Raw genomic sequence first — 22,739 nt, forward strand, 5'->3', positions numbered from 1 at the left:
ACACAAATGAAGACTATATTAAAATTATTCATTCTATGCTTAACATGCTCTCTAAAGGGACAAACAGGAACCATTAAAGGTTTAGTAATAGACAAACAATCTGAAATTCCGCTTCCGGGAGCTACAGTAGAATTATTAAATCAGGATAAATCCATAGGAGTTATTACTAATAAAAATGGCTATTTTACTTTAAAAAATGTACCTCTAGGCAGACAAGCTATACGTATTAGTTATGTGGGCTACGAACCTTTAACACTTCCTAATTTGGATGTAACTTCCGGTAAAGATGTTGCTGTAAATGCAAGCTTAGCAGAAGCATTTGGAGCATTAGATGCTGTAATTCTAACTACTGAAACGAATAAAGATAGGGCAGTTAATAAACTTGCATCAATTTCTGCTCGCCAATTTAGTATGGAAGAAGTTAATCGTTTTTCTGGAGGAAGAAGCGATGTTGGTCGATTAGCATCAAATTTTGCCGGTGTTTCTGCACCCGACGATAGTAGAAACGACATTGTGGTACGTGGTAATTCGCCATCGGGATTATTATGGCGATTAGAAGGTGTTCCTATACCTAGTCCTAATCATTTTTCCTCATTGGGTACTACGGGAAGCCCCGTTTCTGCATTAAATCCTAATATGCTTAAAAATTCCGATTTTATAACTTCTGCCTTCCCTGCAGAATATGGGAACGCTTTAGGAGGTGTTTTCGATTTAGGGTTTAGAAAGGGAAATACAGATGATTATGAATTTACGACTCAAGTAGGGGTTTTTACAGGGTTTGAAGCTATGGCAGAAGGACCACTAGGCAATAAGCAAGGTTCTTTTTTAGTTGCAGGAAGATATTCTTTAATCGGTCTGGTAGGCGGAGGTGGTACATCTGCAACACCAAACTACAGTGATATTTCCTATAATATTGATTTAGGAACTGGAACTTATGGTAATTTATCACTATTTGGAATTATTGGAAATTCAGACATTGATTTTTATGGTAATGACATTGAAAAAGACGACCTGTTTGCTGCTGAAGATGAAAACTCATTTGTTAAATCTAATTTTAACGTTTTTGGTTTTAATCACCGCATTACTATTGGTAAAAAAAGCTATTTAAAAACAGTAGCATCTGTATCTGGTTCTGGTAATAATTATACAGAAGATCGGTTTATAGAGAAAAATACACCTAATGAGCGCATTATTAAGTATACAGAATCTGACAATAAACAAAACCGTATTACAATTTCGTCCTTGTTCAATTCTAAACTCAATAGCAAGATAACATTGAGGACAGGGGTTCTTTTCGAAAATATTAAACTAAAATCTTACCTGCAAGACAGAGATGAACAACCCGATTTAAACAACGACGGTGATCCTGACTTATTTACATTTAGAAATACAGATGAAAGTTTAAATTTATTTCAACCTTATGTTCAAGGGCGTTTTAGATTGTCTGAAAAACTTACTTTAAACGCTGGACTGCATTCTCAATATAGCTCTTTAAATAGTCAATTTGTAATAGAGCCAAGAGCCGCATTAAACTATAAAATAGCGCCTAAGCATAGCTTAAGCTTAGGTTATGGCATACATCATCAAAATATACCATTACCAATTCTATTTTTAAACGAAGATATTAACGGCGAGTTAGTACAAACTAATAAAAATTTAAAATTTACAAGAAGTGATCATTATGTGCTGGGTTACGATGTGAAACTAGCAAAAAGCTGGAGAGCTAAAGCAGAAGTTTACTACCAAAATATTAACAAAGCAGCTGTAGAACCTTTTCCGTCAAGCTATTCTTCATTGACTGAAGGTGCCGATTTTGATTTTAATAACAGCGTCTTTTCTCTTAAAAATGAAGGAAAAGGCTATAATCAAGGTGTTGAGTTAACTGTCGAGAAGTTTTTTAGCAATGGGTTTTATGGATTATTAACATCGTCTTTTTTTGAAAGTAAGTACAAAGGTAGTGATGGTATAGAAAGAAACTCACCATTCAATAATGGCTATGTCACAAATCTATTGGCAGGTAAAGAAGTTACCGTTGGCAAAGCACAAAAAAATGTTTTATTTTTTGATACTCGATTTACAGTTTCAGGTGGACGTTATTACACCCCTGCAGATTTAGAAGCTTCTCGCCAAGCAGGTTTTGAAGTTCTTTTAGAAGACCAGGCTTTCTCCAAACAGCATGATAATTACATGCGTTGGGATTTCAAAGTTGGTTTTAAAATAAATAGCAAGAGAAAAAAGCTATCGCATCAATTCTTTGTAGATCTACAAAACTTAACCAATAGGAAAAATATTTTTGAACGCCGTTATAACCGTTTAACAAATAACATAGATCAGGTAGACCAAATAGGTTTTTTTCCTGATGTAGGTTATCGTTTCCAATTTTAATTAAGAGTGGTTAATAGCGTTTATTTTTATTCCAGGCAAGGACTTAGTTTCTTGTCTGGGTTTTTATTGTTACTCTATAAAGACACAAATCCGAATAAATAGAAGGGAAACGATTTTTTTCATTTTAATAAAACGAAAAAAATTAAAAAATCTTGCCTGGAAGAAAGACCTAACTATTCTGTAAGATTAGCTATTATTCATCAACCATATCCTTCTCAAAATACCACCATAAACTAGAATCAATAGACGTTTTCATTTTATTAATATCTACACCATCTTTTAAAAAAACAGTAATATTTTCGTCTGCTCGGTTTTGCCCAATACTTTCTCTAATTTCGATAAACTCTATTTCTTTAAAATGTTCTAAATGTCTTTTAATTTTGTTATCTAAAGATTTATCTGTTAAAAAAATCTTGATCGTTTGATGACTTGGGGAGTTTCTTATTTCAGATCTAAAAGGTAGCATAGCATATAGTTTTAAGTAAGACAATTTACAGATTGCAAATGCAACACCCTAAGTTAAGCATTTATTCTTATTTTTTATAATTATATTTAACAATGTACAATAAAAAAATAGCCATTCTAAACAATCTATTATCTCAAATAGAACAAAATATTCCTTTTAAAGATAAAAGTAATCCCATGGTATCTAAAGCTAATGTGGGTTGGCAATTAGACCATACATTGAAAGTAATAAACAGAGTTTATAAATACTTAGAGCTATCTAATCCGCATGATCACAAAAAAGATTTTAATGTCAAAAGAAGCATTTTATTTGCATTATGTTACATCCCAAGAGGGCGCGCAAAAGCGCCAAAAGTTGTCAAGCCTCCAAATGTTATCTTAACAGCTGATTTACATACACAGCTCAATGAGGCGAAGAAACATATAAACAACATAGCCTTTCTTGATAAAAATGTTCATTTTAAACATTTTATATTTGGAACTCTATCAAAAACCAAAACGCTACGTTTCTTAGAAATGCATACCAAACACCATTTAAAAATAGTTCATGATATTTTGAGCAAATAAAAACCCTTCCTGTTTACAGAAAGGGCTATACACCTTTAAACTAAGGTTATTTTATTCTAATAATTTAAGTTTTTTTAAATCGTGAAAAAAGAAATTCTTTTTATTGTTCATAGAAACAAATAATCCATTAGGGAATTTAGCTCCCAATTTAGCTGTTGTTACATCACAACCGTCTGTTTCTATAGTTCCTAAATTAATTTCTTTAATAAAAGCATTTGTTTTTAAATCGAAAACATTAAATGTATGTGCTTGCTGGTTTGATACGATTAAGTATCCTTTATCTTGGTACTTGGCAATAGCAATACCTTCAATATCTTCTTTAAAATACTCTTTACCAAAACAGTAAATTTCATCATCCCCTTTTAAGGGTTCGGCATAGTATTTACGAATACAATACATCTCATCAGAATAATATACAATACCTGTCTCATCATCAACTGCAATGGCTTCAATTTCTTTTACACCACTAAATTCACCAAACTTCCTAACTAATTCAGAATGCACTCCTAAACTATCTGAAATTAAATGATATTGATATAAATACTTATCCTTAGGCCCCGTTTTTCTACCTACAATAGCATATAACTTGTCTGTTTCTGGCGATTTATAAAGCGCTATACCCATTGGTAAATTCGCTTCAGGTCCTTTCTCATCTGTAAAAACAGGAAATCCTCCGTTATCGAGCGGTTTCATATCTGGGACAGAAAACAAACGTATTTGTTGTCGTTCTCTTTCTGTAAATGCAATAACATCAACTTTAGTAGAATCGTTAAGTTGAAAACCATATTCTAAATCGACATTATTTGGTCGCTTCAAATTTCTTATTGTTTTGTCTTCTATAATCTTACCATCTAAATCAAAGGCATAAATAGCGCCTTCTGTATTTTTATCGGTACCAAAAACAATACTCTTCGAAGCATTTTTTGGATTAACCCATATAGCAGGATCGTCTGTATCGTGTAAAGTTGTTTCGGTAACAACATCAGCTACAATTTCAGGTAATTTTGTAGTACATGATATCATTAAGACAACGAAACAAATAAAAATGATGTTTGCTTTAAGCTTTTTCATTATTGCTTTTTCTTGAATAAATCATATTTTAAACCAAATGTAATACGTCTTCCATAATACTCTACTTGCATGGTTCTGTTTTTAACACCTTGGAAATAACGTAATGGCTGATCGGTGATATTATTTAAATCGAAGTAGACACTAATGTTATCGTTAACTGCATACGAGGCATTAAAATCTAAAAAGAATTGCTGATCATAATATCTGTCTTCGAAAGCATTTCCGTTAACTTCATCGATATATGAATCCGAAAAGTTAGCAGACAAACGCAAGTTTAATTTTTTACCACCATAAGCTAAAGAACCGTTAAACATATTTGGTGCTGTACCAGGTAAATCTAAATCGATACGCTCATCACCATCTTCATTTCTTATACCATCTGCACTAGATGTTAAATACGTGTAATTTAAAAGCACACTGAAGTTTCTGGCAAAGCCTGGCAAAAAGTCTAACTGACGTTGAAAAGATACTTCTGCTCCCAATATAGTGGCATCGTCTCCATTTCGTGGTTGTAGAGCATCAAAACCAGTTGACGGATCTACAAATTGAAAATCATAAATAAAGTCTTTAATACTTTTATGAAAAATTCCACCTGAGATAATACCAACATTGCTAAAATAATATTCCCCCATTAAATCAAAATTCATCGATGTTGTAGCACTTAATTCCGGATTCCCCACACTTACTTCCTCATCTTCACTAACCACATTTCTAAAAGGTACTAAATCTACATAATTTGGCCTTGCCAATGTGTTTGTCCAGGCAAAACGCAATACAGTATTATCAGCTACATTATATTTTAAGTGAATCCCTGGTAAAATGTTAACATAAGAGTTATCATCTTCAATCTTTTCTGAACCTACAAAATCTCCATCTTGATTAAATTCAACTAAATATCCATTGGTTTCTATTTCTGTATTTTCAATACGAATACCTGCTAAAACCGATAATTTATCAGATAATTTTTGATTAATCATTGCATACCCAGCGTAAACATTCTCTTTAACTTCATAATTCTCCGCTAAAAACTCATCAACAACAGGCACTCTGTCAAATAAAGACGCATTTAACAAATCTAACTGTCCTAAAAAAGCAGGATCAACAAACATTCCTGCAGCATATTTATCTCCAGCTAAAAAGTCAGTATCAGTTTGATCTACTAATGGTAAAGCACTTAAATCATCAAAACTGCTATTAGTAGACTCAAACTCAAAGAAGTTATTATCTCTTTCTTTTTCTTTTATTCTTATACGTCCTCCAAATTTAATAAACCCACTACTTGTATTAAGAAGATCTATTGGCAATTTAAAGTTAGCAAAGAAGTTAAAATCTTTTTCCTCTGTAAATTGATTTTCTTCAGTAATTTCTTTTAAACTAAAATTGTTTAAAGCAACATCGCTACTATTAGCAGGCGTAATTAACGGAAACTTTTGATTAGCAAAATCCGTATTAAAAGGAATAGGGTCGCCTCCGCTGGTTTCTTCTAATTCATACTCAATATAACGTTCATTTAATCGCTCTTCTGAAGCACTAGCATAAGATGCCAACCAATCAAGTTCTAGTTTACCAAATAAATGATCTCCACCTAAGCTATAATTTTGCATGCGTTGATCTTCTAAACGGGTATTCTTATTTCTATTATTATCTATACCTCCTTTAGTTTGTCTTCTTATTTCACCTTGGTATCCAGTAATAGTTTCTGTACCACTAGCAAATATTGGCTCAATACTTCTGTAACGAAGTCTAAAACGATTTTCTCTATCGTCTCTCCAGTTATACATAGTTTTTAAATAGATCCTATTATTAGAATTAAAGGTATAATCTAAATTCGCAGAAAAACTTCTTCTGATACGTTGTACTAAATACGTTCTAATATCTGATTCTTCTACAAAAGGATTTACCTCAATATCTTCGCCAGAGAGCGGGCTTTCAGCCTCATTTACCCATTCAGCTTCTACATTGTCCGATCCAAAATCACTATCATTAATAGATGCAGCAAGCATCCATCCAAATTTATTGTCATTTGATCTGTCTCCAACTAAAAATGAGCCATTAATAATTCTTTTATCAGTAATAAAATTAACTCCAGATCCAACAGTAGCAGCAACTCTAAATCCGTTAGGCGATGTTCTAGTTACTAAATTCACAGAACCACCTAAAGCATCGGCATCCATATCTGGTGTCACCGCTTTATTAACTTCTATAAGCTGGATCATATCTGCTGGAATTAAATCCATTTGCACGTTTCTGTTATCTCCTTCTGCAGAAGGAATTCTACTTCCGTTTAACGTTACCGAATTTAATTGAGGCGCTAAACCTCTCACAATAATATTACGAGCTTCTCCTTGATCTACTTGCATAGTAATTCCAGGAATTCGCTTTATGGCATCTCCTATGTTAGCATCAGGAAACTTTCCTATCTGATCGGTTGAAACGACATTTGTAATATTCTGTTTATTTTTTTGAGCGTTTAGTGCTTTTGCCTGACCGCTGTTGTATCCCGTTATTAAAATACCGTCTAGCTCTTGAGTTACTGGAGATAATACAATAGCAACCTCTGCTGTTTCCCCTGTCTCTACAGTAACTTCTTTTTCTGTATCTGCATACCCTAAATAAGTAATTTTTATTGTTTGGGTTCCAATAGGAACATTAACAAATAAAAAGCTTCCATCAAAATCTGATATGGCTCCTTTATTTAACGATTCTATTAATACATTTCCAAAAGGAATAGACAAGCCATTTTCGTCAATAATTTTTCCTTGAATATTTCCGTTTTGAGAGAATCCAAAAAAGGAAAACGACATCGCAATCAATAATAATAGTAAGTAATTTTTTCTCATGATTTTTGTTAGTTGAATACCTGACGAAATAACAAAAATGATGAGAAAAGAATTTTAAGTGTTATTTATGTAATTGTTATTTATAGAAAGGAAAATCTCCTTGTTTTACCATTAATTAACATTAAAAACAACTTTTGGAAATACATAAATAAAAAGCAATAAAAAACCCTTTCTGGAAACAGAAAGGGTTTTAATATTTTTAAAGAAATTTATTTCTTAAGCCTCAAAAGGCTCAATAGAAACAAAAGATTTGTTATCTTTTTTCTTTGTAAACTTTACAACACCATCAACTCTGGCGTGTAATGTATGATCTTTTGAAGAATACACATTCTCACCTGGGTGATGTGTATTACCTCTTTGTCTAACGATAATGTTTCCAGCTAATGCAGCTTGACCACCAAATATCTTAACACCTAAGCGTTTCGATTCTGATTCTCTACCGTTTTTCGAACTTCCGACTCCTTTTTTATGTGCCATTTTATTTCGATTTTAGTTTTTAAAATTAACTTAAAGCAGCAATTAAATCGGCTTTCTTCATAGAAGAAATCCCTTCAACTCCTTTAGCTTTAGCCATCTCTTTTAATTCAGCAACAGTAAGTTTGCTTAAATCTTGAGTAGCTTCTGCTTTTTTAGCAGCTGGCTTTGCTTTTGGCGCAGCAGTTTCTGCTTTTGCTTTTGCCGGAGCAGCTTTTTTAGCTCCTTCGTTTTCAACTTTGGCAGCTTTTTTAGCTCCCGAAGCAGCAATACTTTCAATTACAATTTCTGTTAAAGATTGACGGTGACCATTTTTAACACGGTATCCTTTACGTCGTTTCTTCTTAAAAACTATAACTTTATCACCTTTAAGGTGCTTTAAGACTTTGGCTCCTACTTGAGCTCCGTCTATAGCCGGGGCGCCTACAGTTACTTTGTCACCATCTGCTACAAGAAGTACGTTATCGAAAGAAACTTTCTTACCCTCTTCTGTTTGCAAACGATTAACAAAAACTCTTTGGTCTTTTTCAACTTTAAATTGATGCCCTGCTATCTCTACAATTGCGTACATAGCGTAACGTTTTTATTAATTAATTTGTTCAAAAAATGAGTGCAAATATACTGCTAATTAATTAAACTACAAACGTTTTATTCATTTTGAACGATTATTTATTCTTGATTTTTTTAATTGAAAAATCTTCTTAGCAATAATTCACCAGAATTTAATAACTAAAATTTTTAAAGTAAAGGAGGATTTTTTGATTGTCAGACGTTTAACAGTTAAAAAATGCTATTATTATGAAAAGATTAAAAGAACAATTTAAAGTAAACACAAAAAGAATCAACGAATTTATTAAAGAATTACCTGCGGCGGCTTCTTATGTATTAAGGCATTAAAATGTGAACATTAAAAGGTTGTCGTTTGGACGCTTCTTTTAAAAAGACACGAATACTACAAATTTGCACGAATCTATTGTTTTATGGTTACTTAATATGTAACTGATCATTAACACGAATCCGAGCTTGTATAGGCTTTAAATCTGTAGACAAACAGATTAATTAGTGAAAATTAATGGTATTCGTGTCTAATTTTGTTTTTCGTTCACCTATCAATATTCATGTACGCACGGTAGCACTTAAAGGTGATTTTGAGGAATATTTCTGGTCTTTTTAAAAAACTGCATCACAGCAAGCACGGCTACTACAGTTGTTGCTAAACCCATAACAGCAACTACAAAAGTCACCATACCAATATCTACATTAAAACCACCTTTAATAGTTTGAAGCAATGCTGGTAAAAAGGCAACGTTAATTTCTGTAGCATAAAGCAAGAAAAAAGCAGTAAATACTAATGTCGCAGTAAAACCTGTAACAATACCTGTTTTAAAGCCTTCTCCATAAGAAAAAGCGTCTGGGTCTTCAAGCTTTTTTAAACGTACAGCTTCACAAATTCCAAAAGCAGTAATAATGGCATTAAAAAAACTAAATGCAGGATTAATGTGTTTATTGAATAATGCTAAAATTAAAAAATACGCAATTAATAAAGCACTTGTAACGAATCCAAATCGAATGGAAAGTGATATCTTTTTCATCTTTTTGCAGATTTACATGTACTTCAATTTCGTGAAAATTTATGTATTAAAATAATTTTAAAGCTATTTTCTTAATTAAACTCACTGTTTTTAAGAGAATTAGCTTCGTTTTGGATGCTTTTTATGAGATAAATACACCCCTAATAAGATAATAATACTGGCAACTCCCTGAATAAGACTAAACGCTTCCCCATCTAAATATCCCCACATTAAAGCCACAATTGGCATAACAAAGGTTACAGAAGAAGCAAATACCGGCGTTGACATATGTACTAGTTTATTAAATAATATTTTTGCCATAGCTGTGCCAAAAAACGACAGAATCGTAATGTAAACCATTGCCATTTTAAATTCTGGTTTTTCAAATGTTTTAGCTGAAAAGAAATCTGTAAACAATAAAATAATTATTGCCGGAATAATAATAACTGCAAAATTGCCAGCAGCGATGGTTAATGGTTTTACATGTTGCAAATGTTTCTTAATAATATTAACATTAGCTGCATACATTAAAGTAGATAAAATCACGAAAATAGCATACAGATAATTTTGATTGGGATTTAAATCTGCGCCTTTCAGAATTAAGATAGCTGTTCCTATAAATCCTACTATAACACCAAGCATCTGGCGTTTTGTTGATGTTATTTTAAAAACAGCAAAGCCTAATAAAATAGTATTTAAAGGGACTAACGAATTTAAAATAGAAACTACCGCACTATCAATTTCAGTTTCTGCAATAGCAAAGAAAAAAGCAGGTATTAAAGATCCTAAAACTCCCGTTATTATAATCCATTTCCAATCAGGTTTCCTAATAGTTTTAATGGTTTTAAACCCTATTAATAAAAGAAAAAAACCTGTAATAATGATTCTTAAAGCTCCTAATTGATAAGGCGTTAAACCTAATAATGATTTTTTTATTAAAATAAACGAGCTTCCCCAAATTATAGAAAGTACAAAAAGATAAATCCATTTCGATTTAATGTTGTTCATTTAGAGCTATTTTAGAAATCACAAAATTCTACTTTTTAATGCAATAAACAGCTTTATTTAGTAGTTTTGTAAACAAATTAATACTTATAAATAATGAGCGCATTAAAAAATATTATAGCAATTGTAATGGTAGTATCTATTACCATGAGTTGCAAAAATGAAACGAAGCCAGAAGTTAAAACCATAGAGGTTGCTACTGAGACTGCTACGAAAGAATTAGATCCTAATGCTACTTATGCTAAAGCAGAATTCACCATTGATGGTATGACATGTGCTATAGGCTGTGCAAGAACTATCGAGAAAAAAATTGCTAAAATGGAAGGTGTAAAATCTGCTATTGTAGATTTTGACAGAAAACTAGCCATGGTTGAATATAACAACGCTAAAGTAACACCTACTTCTCTTGAAGAAACGGTTACTAAGGTTGCAGATATTTACAAAGTTAGTGACATGAAAACTGTTGAAGGTTTTTCAACTAAGTAAAGCGTGTTATGCAAACAAAACGGGTGCTGAGAAAAAAGCATGTGCAGCAATTAGTATATTTTGTCATTCAGAGTACTTCGACTGCACTCAGTACAGGCTCTAGCGAAGAATCTATTAAAATCTTCAGTTTTGAGATCCTCTACCTTCGGCAGACAGGTTCGCTGCGCTCTGGATGACACTCTTTTATAGTCAATACCAAACTAGAGAACTTCTCCGCATTATTTTTCACATCGTGATGCAAGCTCCCCCTTTTGCAAGAAAATATTAGTTAGAGATATTATTGCTGCTTCAAAACAAATCGCGTATTTGCTTACCAATAATTGGAGAGACTAAATTTTCCGTGATATAAAACACAAAAGGGAATTACTTACATCTTAGAATAACAACCCAATGCATATTACTCACTACTCATATGTATGATATCGTCTGTAGTAATACACAATTTTATATTTTTTATAATCATATCTACAGGAATTAATCCACGGTTATTAAAATAAGTGCTTGGAAATAGTTTGAAAAACGCATCGAATTCCTTATCCCGTAAGGCATCTATTCCTATGTTATAAACTTGGTGGGCATATATAATTCCAAGAACCTTTAACCCCGTTTTGCAATGTTGTTTAATGGTATTTGAAAAGCCCGATTTATCAAATATTAATATTAGCAAGGCTAAAGTAATGTAGTGTGATAATAAAAAATTCTGTGGCGATTTTTGCGTTTCGGTTTCTGGCATGGTTAAAATTTTAATGTTAATGAAACTCAATTTTGAGAATTCGCCCCAAGCGAAGCACTCAAAATTGTAAGTTGAATTAATCCCGATTCTTATCGGGATCTCATTCATTATAAGTTCAAGTTGCCTAAAACATAAGATAAATGCCTCATTAACCTTTTTATGTAGGGAAATAAAAAGGCGTGGAACTCAACTTACCGATCTGAGGTACTGGTATACCCACACACAATAAGAGAATCCACGCCCCGGGTCGTGAACATCTTGCTTATTATCCTGTGTGTTAAAAATTACCAGTTTTCAGATCAGGATTCTAAACGAATGCTCCTAATATTTTCTAATAGAAGAATCGCAAAACTACATTTTCAAAATGTAATATTCTTACAAATGTAGTAAAATATTTGATCATTACCGAATTCGGTAATGATTTTATTAAGTATAAGATTCAAATTGCGATAAACATAGCAATTATGAATGAGTACAAGACAAAAAAAATTAAGAAATTGATTGCACAAAAGGTAAAAGAAGCAAAAGGAGATATGCCTTATAGCAAAATAGCTGAAAAGTGCAATACTACGCCCGCTAGAATTAGTGATGTAGCAAATAATAGAATTGATTGTCGATTAAGTACTTTTATTGACATCGCTACAGGTTTACGTATTCATCCAAAAGAGTTATTTAATATATTATTTGAGTTTGAAGAATACTATACTAATTTAGATGGAGGTGTTAAAAATAATATTAAAATGAAAAAATAAGTATTCCTCTAGAAATTGACGAGTTTAAGATAAAAACATTATATAGTGAAGACTTTACATGTTTTTATTCATATTATAAATATCATAGTTCAAAATCAACTTCTTTCAAGAGGCAACTCTATTATCTCCTCTAAATTTGTAAGTATTATTGTATATTTGGGTGTATATATAATGAATGTAACACCAGTGTAAATATTCACATTTTAGCTAACATTTGAAATGACAGAGGTTTTAAATAAAATATTAGAATATAATCCAGGAATAGTTACAACTATTGTAACGGCTTTGATGCTTCCGATTTTAATGCTTGTTATTACAAACTGGCAAACAAGAAGAATGAAGAGAATTGAACAAAAGTTTGATATTGAAAAAGAAAAATTGAGAAAACAAATTGAGTTAGGAATTGACCCTGAAAACTCTCAAAAACTTCAAGAGAACGTAGTCTATTCTTCATTAATTAAAATTCTATTTGAAATACAAAAATTACATATCGAATTATCTGGAAATTGCTCTGTCGACTATAGTTGTATAACTAAAGCGGTTGAAAAATTTCAAAGTAAGTTTTCGGAATACCAAGAAATTATATCAGAAAATCAAATGTATTTAAAACCCAAAGTTACTAATGAACTTTATGATTTCTATCAGAACTCAGGAAACTTACTTATCGAACTAAAAGAAATTGAGAATGACAAAAAATATGAATTAGCACAAGTTTCTGTTTATTTTCACGCACAAAGCTTAGCTTCAATAATTTTAAGAATACAAGAAAACCTTTCTCACATAAAGAAAGAACTGGATTATGAAATTAAACAAGAAGAAATGGGGAATTTCATAAATTGTTGTGGTCGTAAACCTGATGAAAAAAACATTGAAGAGTATAAAAAAATGAACCCTTTGAATAAAGGACTTATAACATTAATAAATGCTTCAATGGAAGCAGAAAAGGAAAACGTTAGCTAACACCATATTAATACTTAATCAAAGAATAGTGCCATTTTGTGTACGAGAATGTTTGCTACCATAATGAAAAAATAAAATATGAAATACTATTTGTCATCATATAAATTTGGTAATCAAATTGAAGAGTTAAAGCAGTTAATTCCTAAAAACAATAAAATTGGCCATATTAATAATTCAAGAGATTGGGTTGGTTCAGACCCTGAAAAAGCAAACAAAGATCAACAAGAAGAAATAACTCTATTAAATGAAACTGGGTTTAAAGCTGAACCACTAGATTTAAAAGGCTATTTCCATAAGACTGACGAACTAAACGAGAAACTAACTTCATTAGGAGGTATTTGGGTAAGTGGAGGAAATACATTTGTATTGAGAATGGCTATGAAATTAAGTGGATTTGATAAAATTTTCGAAGCATTGAAAAATAGAGATGACTTCCTTTATGGAGGTTATAGTGCTGGAATTTGTATTTTATCTGAGTCTTTAAAATCAATCGAATTTGTTGATGACCCAAATAATTTTCCATACAAAGGAATAAATACGCCAATCTATGGAGGATTAGGGGTTTTTAATTATTCATTTATGCCACATTATGATTCTGATCACTTTGAGTCGGAGGCAATAGGAAAAGAAATTCAAAGATGTATAGATAACAAATGGTTGTTTAAAGCTCTAAGAGATGGAGATGTAATAATTGTAAAAAAATGAATACGGGAGCCAACAAATTATATGACGTTTATACCCAGAAAAATCCGGTCATGCTACATATACAGACCCTTATAGGCAATAAATAGAAATCTAAAAATGATAAATCATGAATACTTACGCAGATAAAACGCAAAAGAATAAAAGCCAATCGGTTTCGAATAGCACCTCTAAGATGCAGAACAGTAGTAAGTCTTCTCTCCAATTTGTAGACAATCGCCCAGAAGCTGCTGCTCAACAAAAAATGCAAGAGATTGCTAGCGAATATTCTGCACAAAAAATGAGAAACAGTGTAGAACAATTTGATAATTCGAATATAGAAAGCAACACTCAAATAATTCAACCTAAATTATATATAGGGGGTAGCTCCACTCCAGAAACAAGAGAAACAGTCAAAGCAGATAAGCTTAATCAAGACCCTGAGATAATGAATGGGATATATTCCATGGTTGATTCACGTAATAAGATTGAGTTCGAAGATTGGGTTAGTGCAATATTACATATTCAGCGAAATCCTAAAAATTACGCAAAAACGGGTGAGGGGCTAGCTTATGGAAGAAGAACCATTACTCTTGACGATACTGAAGGTGGATATTTTGATAGCAAATTCAAGGAAGCAATGGCTTTTATTAGGGAAACAGAGGATCTTTCAGGTCAAGTTGCTAGGCTACTAATTTATACTAAAAATGCAATTGAATACTCGGATGAAGAAAGAGATACCACATATACCAAAACGACTCCTGCAGATACACCAGCAAGAGACACTAAATTCACTGGTGATTTAGGCAAAATATTATCTAAAAAGGCCACCATATGCCGAGAAAAATCCGCATTCGCACAAGTTTTGTTATCTGAATTAGGGATTGATTCAATTGCTATGTATGGTCAAGGCCCCACTGGAGCTCACGCTTGGCTGGAAATTCCTAGTGCTAAAAGTGAAGATCGGAAATTTGGAAGGGTAGATCCAACTTGGGGAAAAGCTGGAGCCTCACTTCGTCAAGCTCATAATAGTGAATTCACTACTAAAATGGAAACAGCAAAAGGCAAAGCGGCATTAACTGAACCTAGTTATCCAAAAGAAGGCTCCCAGATTGTGGAAGCAATTAAGCAAGCTGAACAAATTCTGAAAACGCAAAGCGGAGATTTGAAAGCTGCATTAACCGAATTCTTAAGGGATAAATAGACCAATAACAAACGACATTAAAACGGCCTTTTATTCAGGACGCTACAAACCATTTAAATAAAACTCATTGTTAATGATGAAAAAAGGTCTTTGTTTTATTTTATTGATATTACTAACCAGCTGTAGTGCATATAAATCAATGTTCATTTTTAGCAGGTTTACGATTAAACCTAATACCAATGCCGAAGCCTTTAAAATTATTGATACAACAAGTCTTTATAAAGAAGTAGAATCTGTTAACTTAACTTATAATACAAAACAGAACTTCAATGAACGTCAATATGTTAAATACATAAGGTTCAAGGAAAATGGAGAATTAGTTAAATTACTTACAGACAAATTAACTGATTGGAAAAGCAAAGAATCCGAACTGAAAAGAATGCAAAGATATAACTATAGTAAAAAGGGGTTCTTTATAGAATATCATTTCCATACTATTCAAGGAGGTTGGTCTATTTGGAAAGCAAAACTGATTAAACATACTAGTGATTCACTAATTTTTAAGCATAAGGATTACATAACAAAATACGCCAGAACAACAATGCCTAAGCAGCAATTAGAAAGTGCTAATAATAAGAAGGTTGCATTATAAAAGTTTAAACATCATGTACTTTTTTTCTAGACTTTTCTATTAAATACCAACACATAAAATAATGTGTCAGGTTAAAAAGTATAATGGCAAGAAACTCTAGTAAATTGGTTTTTTCCATAAATAAATTATACCCTTGTAAATAAGAGCTAATAAGGATAGAAATTGTTGAGAACAATAAAAATCGGTTCGCTTTAGTTTTGTTATTTGAATATAGCAAAGAAGCACTAAATATAAATATTGTAACAGAGAAAGCATAAAACAAAGTTTCATAAAAAAGATGCATTTCGTTCATCCCTTCAGAGTAAATTATTGTAGGTACAGCCGCAAGTATCACAATTAAAAAAGAAAATTTTAAAACCCTTTTTATATTAGCTATTTGATAATACTTGAGTAAAATAAGGAAGTAAATAAGAAAAGCGATGGCGTGTAGAATGATCCCTATAGCATTGTACTCCTTATATGGGTGATTAAAGTGATAAAGACCTACAAAGTTAAATACTAAAGAGAGCAAAAACCATTTATTTATTTTATTTGCATTTATAAGATGTATAATACAAATTAAAGGAAGGGGAATAAACAATGTTATCTGCCTATCTAAATATTTAGGCAGAATAGCCCCGAGAGCATCCAAGAAAATAATACCTATATAAAAAATGCTCACCAAGACTTTTTGGCTAACTAGCTCTCGTATTTCATTTTTAAGTATCTTCAATTAGATAATTATTTTTACAAAACTCCGAGGGGCGAGAATTCACACAGTCTTGTTCGAAAGATAATGTTTTTATATATGACTGAATAAAATATTTAAAATTTTAGATGAAATACGTCCTATTTCCACTGTATAGTTTCCATAAGATGCTTAATATCTTTTTGCAAATAATTGGCAGCGGGTAAAATAGAATCGTAATTAGGCCTTGCATAAAAATATAAGGATCCTGTTAAAAAGTGATTAACGCTATCGGTGACATAAAACTGAGCTGGAGATGCCACATTGCCCTTAACTTCGACAAAACTACCATATACTTTCTTTTTCTCATTAATAAATGGGTACTCAGGAATCTCATCGGCTTTCGTCATATGTTTTTCCGTAAACTTCCTGGCGTCCCGCAAAAATTTCACTAAGTTTTCTTCATTATTTTCAACTGCTTTGTAGGTCAAAAAAATGGTTCCTTTTAAGGTCGGGTACTCTAAGTTTAACCCATAGCTCTTAGTGGCAGCATCAACATTAACAGAACTGATTTTAGTCGCCAGTATATTTGTTTCAAAAGAAAAAGGCACATCTACTTTAGCTTCTACATACTTCGCTCTGGGATATTCTAATCTTAAATAGCCCTTTGGTTTTGGTACATAGTCTTCACCGCAAGATACTAACATAAAACCTCCTATTACTAAGGATATTTTTAACAAAAAATTGAAAGTCGGCTTTAAAATCATATAATATTCGGTTTGCAGTGGTAGCATTTAGTCTTTGATAAAAAAGGTTAAGTAATTGTAAATTTTACAAGTTTAATTCGTTTCTTATCTAAAGCTTCTATTATGAAAACGTAATTTTTAAAATTTATTTTGCTGTTTAATTTCGGAAAGCTCTTGGAAATTTCTAATACAAAACCAGCTATGGTTTCCGCTTCTCCTTTATTATCTTCAAAAATAGTGTCATCTTCAACCTTAATAATTTTATAAAAATCTTTTAAAGCCGTTTTCCCTTCAAAAACAAAATTATTATCATCCAGTTTAGAATACATCAAGTCTTCATCATCAAATTCATCACTTATATCTCCCACAATCTCTTCAATAATATCTTCTAAAGAAATCAAGCCTGAAGTGCCTCCATATTCATCTACAACAACAGCCAGATGGACTTTTTTCTCTTGGAATTCGGCCATTAAATCATCTAATTTTTTATTTTCTGGCACGAAAAAAGGGTCTCGTATTAAACTAGTCCAATCAAACTGTTTTCTATCTATATAAGGCAATAAATCCTTTACGTAAAGAATCCCTTTTATAGTGTCTACATTATCCTCATAAACAGGAATTCTAGAATAACCGTTAGAAATAATTTCGGGAATTATCTCTGCATACTTTTGTTCTATATTCAGTGCAAAAATATCTATTCGGGGTCGCATAACTTGTTTGGTATCTGTATTACCAAAAGATACAATACCTTGTAATATTTTATGCTCTTCTTTAGTGGTGTCTTCTTCACTTGTTAATTCTAGAGCTTGAGAAAGTTGGTCTACACTTAAATTAGATTTTTGTTTTCCTAGTCTGTTATGAATCGCCAAGGTTACACTTCGCATGGGCATACTTACTGGCGATAAAACAATATCTAAAACACGTAACGGATAAGCCATGAAGGAAGCAAACTTCAAATTATTTCTACTGGCATATATTTTAGGCAAAATTTCACCGAATAATAAAATTAAGAATGTAATTACTATAACCTCAACAGTAAACTTAATTAGTGGGTTCGTAATAGTATCAAACATAAAATCACCTAAAAAGGCAAACAAAATAACAATACCTATATTAATGAAGTTATTCGCAACTAATATAGTGGCTAACAATTTTTTGGGACGTTCTAATAATTTTGATATAATTTCAATGGGCTTGGATTTTTCTTCTAAACCATCATCGATGTCTTTTCTATTAAGGGAAAATAAAGCGACTTCTGCTCCAGAAATAAGCGCAGAACAAACTAAAAGTAAAAACAGTAATACAAAACCAGTAACAACTGAAAAATCAATTGCAATAAATAACGATTTAAAACTCGAGGGGTCAGGATCCAAGTACTATCTTTTTAGTTTAACTTAAATTAAAATGGAAGATCGTCATTTTCCTCTTCAATAGGCTCACTTTTTGATGTCTGATCTTCAACAGGTTTTTGAGCAATAGGTTTATTCGATGCTGCTGCATTATTTTCGCTCTCTTTTTTAGTTGAAAGAAACGTAAAATCGTTACACTGTATTTCGGTAGAGTATCTCTCATTGCCACTATCATCCTGCCATTTTCTCGTTTTCAACCTGCCTTCTATATAAACCTTATCGCCTTTACTTAAATATTTTTCGCATATCTCCGCGCCTTTGTTTCTAACAACAATATTATGCCATTCTGTGTTTGTAACACGTTCGTTAGTTTGTTTATTCGTATAGGTTTCGTTTGTTGCTAAAGGAAACCTGCCAACACAACCACCACCTTCAAAATAATGCATTTTAACTTCATCTCCTAGATGCCCTATTAGCATGACTTTATTTAATGTTCCAGACATAATTATTGTTTACTTTAAAACGCAAAATTACAATATTGCGCTGCATTTTTTTAAAATTAATAAAAAAATATGATTGTTGTATCTAAACTAATCAAAAATAAAGAATTACTAAAAATCATTATCAATAAACACTTCAATTTCATTGAAACAATATTTCAGTATTACGTTTAAAAGATTACTTTAAAAATTAAACGCTTCAATAAAATTCCCAATTAGAATTGGTACTGCATAATTATGTATTTGATTTGTTGGAATGCCTTCAACCAAAAGCTTATTTACATTTACAACCCAAAACTTAGTATATAAATGTTGATGAGATAATTTATGTACGACAACATCTTTATTATATAGTGATAATTCAAATGGCATACCTTTAATTAAATCATGCTCTTTAATCTGTTTCATTAAAGTATGGTCATCAATATTTTTATTGGTCTCTATTAAAGGGAATTGATATAAGTTTTGCCAAATACCTTTTCCTTCTCGTTTTTCCAACACAGTCTTCCCTTCTTCAGAAATAAACACTAGAAAATTGAAGTACTTTTTTTTCGCCTTTGCAGATTTTATTTTAACCGGTAAATTATTTATGGTCTTTTTGTTGAAAGCAATACATCCCTTATTATAAGGACAAATATTACAATCTGGATTTTGAGGCTTACATTGCATGGCTCCAAACTCCATAATTGCCTGATTAAAATCTGCTGGGTTCTTTTTATCAATTAATTCTTGTGCGAGTGCTTTAAATTCTTTTGCTCCTTTTGAAGAATTTATAGGCGTGTCTATTCCAAAATACCTCGATAAGACCCTATATACGTTACCATCTACAACTGCAGCAGCTTCATCAAAACAAATAGATGCTATAGCACTTGCCGTATAATCTCCTATGCCTTTTAGTTTTAATAATCCCTTATAATTATTAGGAAACTTTCCTTTTAATTCTTCTGCAATGTATTTGGCAGTTGCATGTAAATTTCTGGCTCGCGAGTAATATCCAAGTCCCTGCCATAGCTTAAGCACTTCTTCTTCATCTGCCTTAGCAAGGTCAAAAACTGAAGGGAATTTTTCAGTAAATGACGTATAATAAGGAAGTCCTTGTTTAATTTGTGTTTGCTGTAAGATAATTTCTGATAGCCATATATAATAGGGAGCTTTAGTTTGCCTCCAAGGAAGGGCTCTCTTATTATTTGAATACCAGCGAATTAAAATTTCTGAAAATATCATTTATACAATATATGCTGTGCACAAAAATAAACGTTTATAATCTTAAATTTTAATGAATTAGGTTTGAAATATTGAATATTAAATTCCTATATTTGCATCCCTCGAAATTGATAGTAACCTAAAAATAAAATATTAAAATGACGAAGGCTGATTTAGTAGCAAAAATTTCTGAAAAACTAGGAATTGAAAAAGGAGATGTTCAAGCAACTGTTGAAACATTTATGGAAGAAGTAAAAACTTCTTTAGAAAGTGGTGATAATGTATACTTAAGAGGTTTTGGAAGCTTCATTATTAAAACAAGAGCAGAAAAAACGGGTAGGAATATATCTAAGAACACAACTATAAAGATACCAGCTCACAACATCCCTGCATTTAAGCCAGCAAAAGTTTTTGTTGAAGGTGTTAAAACCAATGTAGACGTTAAATAAAATATTAAACTAAATAATTATTAATTTAAAAGACACTATGTATGCCAAGTGGTAAAAAACGTAAAAGACATAAGGTAGCAACGCATAAGCGTAAGAAACGCAGACGTGCTAACCGTCACAAAAAGAAAAAATAAATCAAAGAAGTAGTTAATCTAACTACTTCTTTTGGTTTTAAAAACAACAAGTTCTTTGAAATGAGTTCATTATAAATAACGAACGCTTTTAGCGTTTTATGAACTCCACGGATTCAAAAATCCTGTGAAATACCTTAATAAAAAGTTAGTCTTTAATTATTAAGATTAATTTAAGGTACAATATCCAACAATAAATAATGTTTTTTTATTGTTAGGTAGAAATAATGTATAATCCATCTGTACTTAATTGTATGGATAAAAATTAACTAAATGGATAAAGAATTGATCATTCGATCTAGTTCCGACAATGTTGATTTTGCCTTATTAAAAGATGGAAAACTTATCGAATTACAGAAGGATGAAGATAGTAATGACTTTTCTGTTGGTGATGTGTTTATAGCCAAAATAAGAAAAGCCGTTCCTGGTTTAAATGCTGCATTTGTTAATGTAGGTTACGAGAAAGATGCATTTTTGCATTATCACGATTTAGGACCAAAACTACCTTCACTTTTAAAATTCACAAAACGTGTAAGCACAGGTAAATTAAAAGATTTTTCTTTAAAAGACTTTCCATTTGAAAAAGATATTGAGAAAGACGGCAAAATTGTCGACGCCTTAAAATCTAATCAATCGCTATTAGTACAAATAGTTAAAGAACCTATATCTACAAAAGGCCCTAGAATAAGCTCAGAGCTTTCTATTGCTGGCAGATATATTGTTTTAGTTCCTTTTTCTAGTCGTATTTCTATTTCTCAAAAAATAGAAGACAGAGAAGAAAAAGACCGACTAAAACGCTTGGTAAAGAGTATAACTCCACCAGGTTTCGGTATTATTGTACGCACCGTAGCACAAGGCAGAAAAGTAGCAGAACTAGATAAAGATTTACAAAATTTGCTTAGTCGTTGGACGGCAATGTGTAAAAAGCTACACAAAGCACATCATCCAAGTAAAGTATTAGGAGAAATGAATAAGGCCTCGTCTATTTTACGAGACATATTTAATGACACCTTTACGAGTATTCATGTTGATGATGAAGAGCTTTACATTCAAATTAAAGATTATGTGCAAGAAATTGCACCAAAAAAAGAATCAATAGTTAAATTGTATCAGTCTAAAGTTCCAATTTTCGAAAAATTTGGAATTGAAAGGCAAATAAAAACTTCCTTTGGTAAAACCGTTTCTATGGCTAAAGGTGCTTATTTGGTGGTAGAACACACCGAAGCACTACATGTTATAGATGTAAATAGCGGCAACAGATCCAACAAAGCCAACAACCAGGAGGATACAGCATTAGAGGTAAATCTAATAGCAGCTACCGAAATGGCTCGTCAATTGCGTTTACGTGATATGGGCGGCATTATTGTAGTAGATTTTATCGATATGACCAATGCTGAAAACAGGCAAAAATTATTTAATCACCTTCGCGATGAAATGAAGGATGACAGAGCTAAACACAAAATATTGCCTCCTAGTAAATTCGGATTGATACAAATAACAAGACAACGAGTTCGCCCAGAAATGAACATTAAAACCAGAGAGGAAAATCCTAATGGTTTAAATGGCTCTGAGGTTGAAGCACCAATTGGACTGGTGCAAAAAGTAACACAAGATCTTGAACTACTATTAAAAAAAGACTATAAAAAGTTGACTTTAAACACACATCCTTTTATAGCAGCCTTTTTAACAAAAGGTTTTCCATCGATACGTTCAAAATGGTTTTTTGAACACAAAAAATGGGTTAAAGTTTTACCAAGAGATGCTTACACATATCTAGAATACCACTTTTTCGATAAAGATGGTAATCAAATTAAATAATTAAAAACCCCCATACTTTTTAAGAGTATGAGGGTTTTTGTTTTTATGACATTTTTTTATATTCCCTTACAAAATTAAATCTGTTGTAAT

Annotated in this window: 23 protein-coding genes; 10 read left to right on the top strand and 13 right to left on the bottom strand. The window is 31.8% G+C overall.

The features are described from left to right. The first annotated feature begins 6 nt into the window (after positions 1-6). Entirely contained in the window at positions 7-2,385 is a 2,379-nt protein-coding gene (locus Q4Q39_RS07255; RefSeq protein WP_303281737.1) for a TonB-dependent receptor, read from the top strand. Between the two features lie 193 nt (positions 2,386-2,578). On the opposite strand, the gene Q4Q39_RS07260 is transcribed toward Q4Q39_RS07255, so the two are convergent. Beyond that, on the bottom strand, positions 2,579-2,851 hold the full coding sequence (locus Q4Q39_RS07260) for a hypothetical protein (protein ID WP_303281738.1): 273 nt from the start codon (positions 2,849-2,851) through the stop codon (positions 2,579-2,581). Between the two features lie 92 nt (positions 2,852-2,943). Here Q4Q39_RS07260 and Q4Q39_RS07265 point away from each other — a divergent pair, with 92 nt between their 5' ends. Further along, the gene (locus Q4Q39_RS07265; RefSeq protein ID WP_303281739.1) at positions 2,944-3,417 is read left to right on the top strand and encodes a DUF1569 domain-containing protein; all 474 of its coding nucleotides are present in this window, start codon (positions 2,944-2,946) and stop codon (positions 3,415-3,417) included. A 51-nt stretch (positions 3,418-3,468) separates the two neighbouring features. Here the strand turns inward: Q4Q39_RS07265 and Q4Q39_RS07270 are convergent, their stop codons facing one another. From Q4Q39_RS07270 to Q4Q39_RS07295, 6 genes are all read right to left on the bottom strand, one after another. Then, positions 3,469-4,488, bottom strand: coding sequence for a phytase (locus Q4Q39_RS07270; RefSeq protein ID WP_303281740.1), 1,020 nt, complete (start codon positions 4,486-4,488; stop codon positions 3,469-3,471). Further along, positions 4,488-7,328, bottom strand: a complete 2,841-nt coding sequence (locus Q4Q39_RS07275; protein ID WP_303281741.1) for a TonB-dependent receptor — start codon at positions 7,326-7,328, stop codon at positions 4,488-4,490. The genes Q4Q39_RS07270 and Q4Q39_RS07275 overlap by 1 nt, the downstream gene beginning before the upstream one ends. Positions 7,329-7,544: 216 nt before the next feature. Next, positions 7,545-7,805: a 50S ribosomal protein L27 gene (gene rpmA, locus Q4Q39_RS07280; RefSeq protein ID WP_303281742.1), complete on the bottom strand. Its 261-nt coding sequence runs from the start codon at positions 7,803-7,805 to the stop codon at positions 7,545-7,547. A 25-nt stretch (positions 7,806-7,830) separates the two neighbouring features. Beyond that, entirely contained in the window at positions 7,831-8,373 is a 543-nt protein-coding gene (gene rplU / locus Q4Q39_RS07285; RefSeq protein ID WP_303281743.1) for a 50S ribosomal protein L21, read from the bottom strand. 565 nt (positions 8,374-8,938) lie between these two features. Beyond that, positions 8,939-9,394, bottom strand: a complete 456-nt coding sequence (locus tag Q4Q39_RS07290) for a DUF4199 domain-containing protein (RefSeq protein WP_303281744.1) — start codon at positions 9,392-9,394, stop codon at positions 8,939-8,941. Positions 9,395-9,493: 99 nt separating this feature from the next. Next, entirely contained in the window at positions 9,494-10,381 is an 888-nt protein-coding gene (locus Q4Q39_RS07295; RefSeq protein WP_303281745.1) for a DMT family transporter, read from the bottom strand. A gap of 93 nt (positions 10,382-10,474) precedes the next feature. Here Q4Q39_RS07295 and Q4Q39_RS07300 point away from each other — a divergent pair, with 93 nt between their 5' ends. Next, positions 10,475-10,864, top strand: a complete 390-nt coding sequence (locus Q4Q39_RS07300) for a heavy-metal-associated domain-containing protein (RefSeq protein ID WP_303281746.1) — start codon at positions 10,475-10,477, stop codon at positions 10,862-10,864. Between the two features lie 397 nt (positions 10,865-11,261). Here the strand turns inward: Q4Q39_RS07300 and Q4Q39_RS07305 are convergent, their stop codons facing one another. Continuing rightward, on the bottom strand, positions 11,262-11,597 hold the full coding sequence (locus tag Q4Q39_RS07305; protein WP_303281747.1) for a hypothetical protein: 336 nt from the start codon (positions 11,595-11,597) through the stop codon (positions 11,262-11,264). Between the two features lie 464 nt (positions 11,598-12,061). Between Q4Q39_RS07305 and Q4Q39_RS07310 the strand changes: the two genes are divergently transcribed. The 5 genes from Q4Q39_RS07310 to Q4Q39_RS07330 all read left to right on the top strand — a co-directional run bounded on the left by Q4Q39_RS07310 (position 12,062) and on the right by Q4Q39_RS07330 (position 15,786). After that, positions 12,062-12,349 carry a hypothetical protein gene (locus Q4Q39_RS07310; protein WP_303281748.1) on the top strand — a complete coding sequence of 96 codons (288 nt, stop codon included), beginning with the start codon at positions 12,062-12,064 and terminating at the stop codon, positions 12,347-12,349. A 219-nt stretch (positions 12,350-12,568) separates the two neighbouring features. After that, the gene (locus tag Q4Q39_RS07315) at positions 12,569-13,309 is read left to right on the top strand and encodes a hypothetical protein (RefSeq protein WP_303281749.1); all 741 of its coding nucleotides are present in this window, start codon (positions 12,569-12,571) and stop codon (positions 13,307-13,309) included. 78 nt (positions 13,310-13,387) lie between these two features. Beyond that, a complete protein-coding gene (locus Q4Q39_RS07320) occupies positions 13,388-14,014 on the top strand; it encodes a Type 1 glutamine amidotransferase-like domain-containing protein (protein WP_303281751.1) in 627 nt (208 codons plus the stop codon). A 106-nt stretch (positions 14,015-14,120) separates the two neighbouring features. Then, positions 14,121-15,194 (top strand): hypothetical protein, encoded by a 1,074-nt coding sequence (locus tag Q4Q39_RS07325; RefSeq protein ID WP_303281752.1) that lies wholly within the window; start codon positions 14,121-14,123, stop codon positions 15,192-15,194. Between the two features lie 73 nt (positions 15,195-15,267). Beyond that, positions 15,268-15,786: a hypothetical protein gene (locus Q4Q39_RS07330; protein WP_303281753.1), complete on the top strand. Its 519-nt coding sequence runs from the start codon at positions 15,268-15,270 to the stop codon at positions 15,784-15,786. Between the two features lie 4 nt (positions 15,787-15,790). Here Q4Q39_RS07330 and Q4Q39_RS07335 read toward each other — a convergent pair whose 3' ends face one another. From Q4Q39_RS07335 to mutY, 5 genes are all read right to left on the bottom strand, one after another. Then, positions 15,791-16,498, bottom strand: coding sequence for a hypothetical protein (locus Q4Q39_RS07335; protein WP_303281754.1), 708 nt, complete (start codon positions 16,496-16,498; stop codon positions 15,791-15,793). Positions 16,499-16,614: 116 nt separating this feature from the next. Further along, on the bottom strand, positions 16,615-17,220 hold the full coding sequence (gene gldD, locus Q4Q39_RS07340) for a gliding motility lipoprotein GldD (RefSeq protein WP_303281755.1): 606 nt from the start codon (positions 17,218-17,220) through the stop codon (positions 16,615-16,617). A gap of 47 nt (positions 17,221-17,267) precedes the next feature. Next, positions 17,268-18,572, bottom strand: coding sequence for a gliding motility-associated protein GldE (locus Q4Q39_RS07345; RefSeq protein ID WP_303281756.1), 1,305 nt, complete (start codon positions 18,570-18,572; stop codon positions 17,268-17,270). A gap of 26 nt (positions 18,573-18,598) precedes the next feature. Then, positions 18,599-19,051: a single-stranded DNA-binding protein gene (locus Q4Q39_RS07350; protein ID WP_303281757.1), complete on the bottom strand. Its 453-nt coding sequence runs from the start codon at positions 19,049-19,051 to the stop codon at positions 18,599-18,601. Positions 19,052-19,231: 180 nt separating this feature from the next. Then, positions 19,232-20,272 carry an A/G-specific adenine glycosylase gene (gene mutY, locus Q4Q39_RS07355; protein ID WP_303281758.1) on the bottom strand — a complete coding sequence of 347 codons (1,041 nt, stop codon included), beginning with the start codon at positions 20,270-20,272 and terminating at the stop codon, positions 19,232-19,234. Between the two features lie 137 nt (positions 20,273-20,409). Here mutY and Q4Q39_RS07360 point away from each other — a divergent pair, with 137 nt between their 5' ends. Further along, on the top strand, positions 20,410-20,700 hold the full coding sequence (locus tag Q4Q39_RS07360; protein ID WP_019386001.1) for an HU family DNA-binding protein: 291 nt from the start codon (positions 20,410-20,412) through the stop codon (positions 20,698-20,700). A 404-nt stretch (positions 20,701-21,104) separates the two neighbouring features. After that, entirely contained in the window at positions 21,105-22,649 is a 1,545-nt protein-coding gene (locus Q4Q39_RS07365; protein ID WP_303281759.1) for an Rne/Rng family ribonuclease, read from the top strand. Positions 22,650-22,739 lie beyond the last annotated feature (90 nt).

The organism is Flavivirga amylovorans, assembly GCF_030540875.1.
In the GTDB taxonomy this organism is placed as follows: Bacteria; Bacteroidota; Bacteroidia; order Flavobacteriales; family Flavobacteriaceae; genus Flavivirga; species Flavivirga amylovorans.

Bases quoted from the DNA above. Each gene is read 5' to 3' on its own strand.
- Q4Q39_RS07255 (WP_303281737.1), top strand. From the start codon at position 7: ATGAAGACTATATTAAAATTATTCATTCTATGCTTAACATGCTCTCTA.
- Q4Q39_RS07260 (WP_303281738.1), bottom strand. From the start codon at position 2,851: ATGCTACCTTTTAGATCTGAAATAAGAAACTCCCCAAGTCATCAAACG.
- Q4Q39_RS07265 (WP_303281739.1), top strand. From the start codon at position 2,944: ATGTACAATAAAAAAATAGCCATTCTAAACAATCTATTATCTCAAATA.
- Q4Q39_RS07270 (WP_303281740.1), bottom strand. From the start codon at position 4,488: ATGAAAAAGCTTAAAGCAAACATCATTTTTATTTGTTTCGTTGTCTTA.
- Q4Q39_RS07275 (WP_303281741.1), bottom strand. From the start codon at position 7,328: ATGAGAAAAAATTACTTACTATTATTATTGATTGCGATGTCGTTTTCC.
- rpmA (WP_303281742.1), bottom strand. From the start codon at position 7,805: ATGGCACATAAAAAAGGAGTCGGAAGTTCGAAAAACGGTAGAGAATCA.
- rplU (WP_303281743.1), bottom strand. From the start codon at position 8,373: ATGTACGCAATTGTAGAGATAGCAGGGCATCAATTTAAAGTTGAAAAA.
- Q4Q39_RS07290 (WP_303281744.1), bottom strand. From the start codon at position 9,394: ATGAAAAAGATATCACTTTCCATTCGATTTGGATTCGTTACAAGTGCT.
- Q4Q39_RS07295 (WP_303281745.1), bottom strand. From the start codon at position 10,381: ATGAACAACATTAAATCGAAATGGATTTATCTTTTTGTACTTTCTATA.
- Q4Q39_RS07300 (WP_303281746.1), top strand. From the start codon at position 10,475: ATGAGCGCATTAAAAAATATTATAGCAATTGTAATGGTAGTATCTATT.
- Q4Q39_RS07305 (WP_303281747.1), bottom strand. From the start codon at position 11,597: ATGCCAGAAACCGAAACGCAAAAATCGCCACAGAATTTTTTATTATCA.
- Q4Q39_RS07310 (WP_303281748.1), top strand. From the start codon at position 12,062: ATGAATGAGTACAAGACAAAAAAAATTAAGAAATTGATTGCACAAAAG.
- Q4Q39_RS07315 (WP_303281749.1), top strand. From the start codon at position 12,569: ATGACAGAGGTTTTAAATAAAATATTAGAATATAATCCAGGAATAGTT.
- Q4Q39_RS07320 (WP_303281751.1), top strand. From the start codon at position 13,388: ATGAAATACTATTTGTCATCATATAAATTTGGTAATCAAATTGAAGAG.
- Q4Q39_RS07325 (WP_303281752.1), top strand. From the start codon at position 14,121: ATGAATACTTACGCAGATAAAACGCAAAAGAATAAAAGCCAATCGGTT.
- Q4Q39_RS07330 (WP_303281753.1), top strand. From the start codon at position 15,268: ATGATGAAAAAAGGTCTTTGTTTTATTTTATTGATATTACTAACCAGC.
- gldD (WP_303281755.1), bottom strand. From the start codon at position 17,220: ATGATTTTAAAGCCGACTTTCAATTTTTTGTTAAAAATATCCTTAGTA.
- Q4Q39_RS07350 (WP_303281757.1), bottom strand. From the start codon at position 19,051: ATGTCTGGAACATTAAATAAAGTCATGCTAATAGGGCATCTAGGAGAT.
- mutY (WP_303281758.1), bottom strand. From the start codon at position 20,272: ATGATATTTTCAGAAATTTTAATTCGCTGGTATTCAAATAATAAGAGA.
- Q4Q39_RS07360 (WP_019386001.1), top strand. From the start codon at position 20,410: ATGACGAAGGCTGATTTAGTAGCAAAAATTTCTGAAAAACTAGGAATT.
- Q4Q39_RS07365 (WP_303281759.1), top strand. From the start codon at position 21,105: ATGGATAAAGAATTGATCATTCGATCTAGTTCCGACAATGTTGATTTT.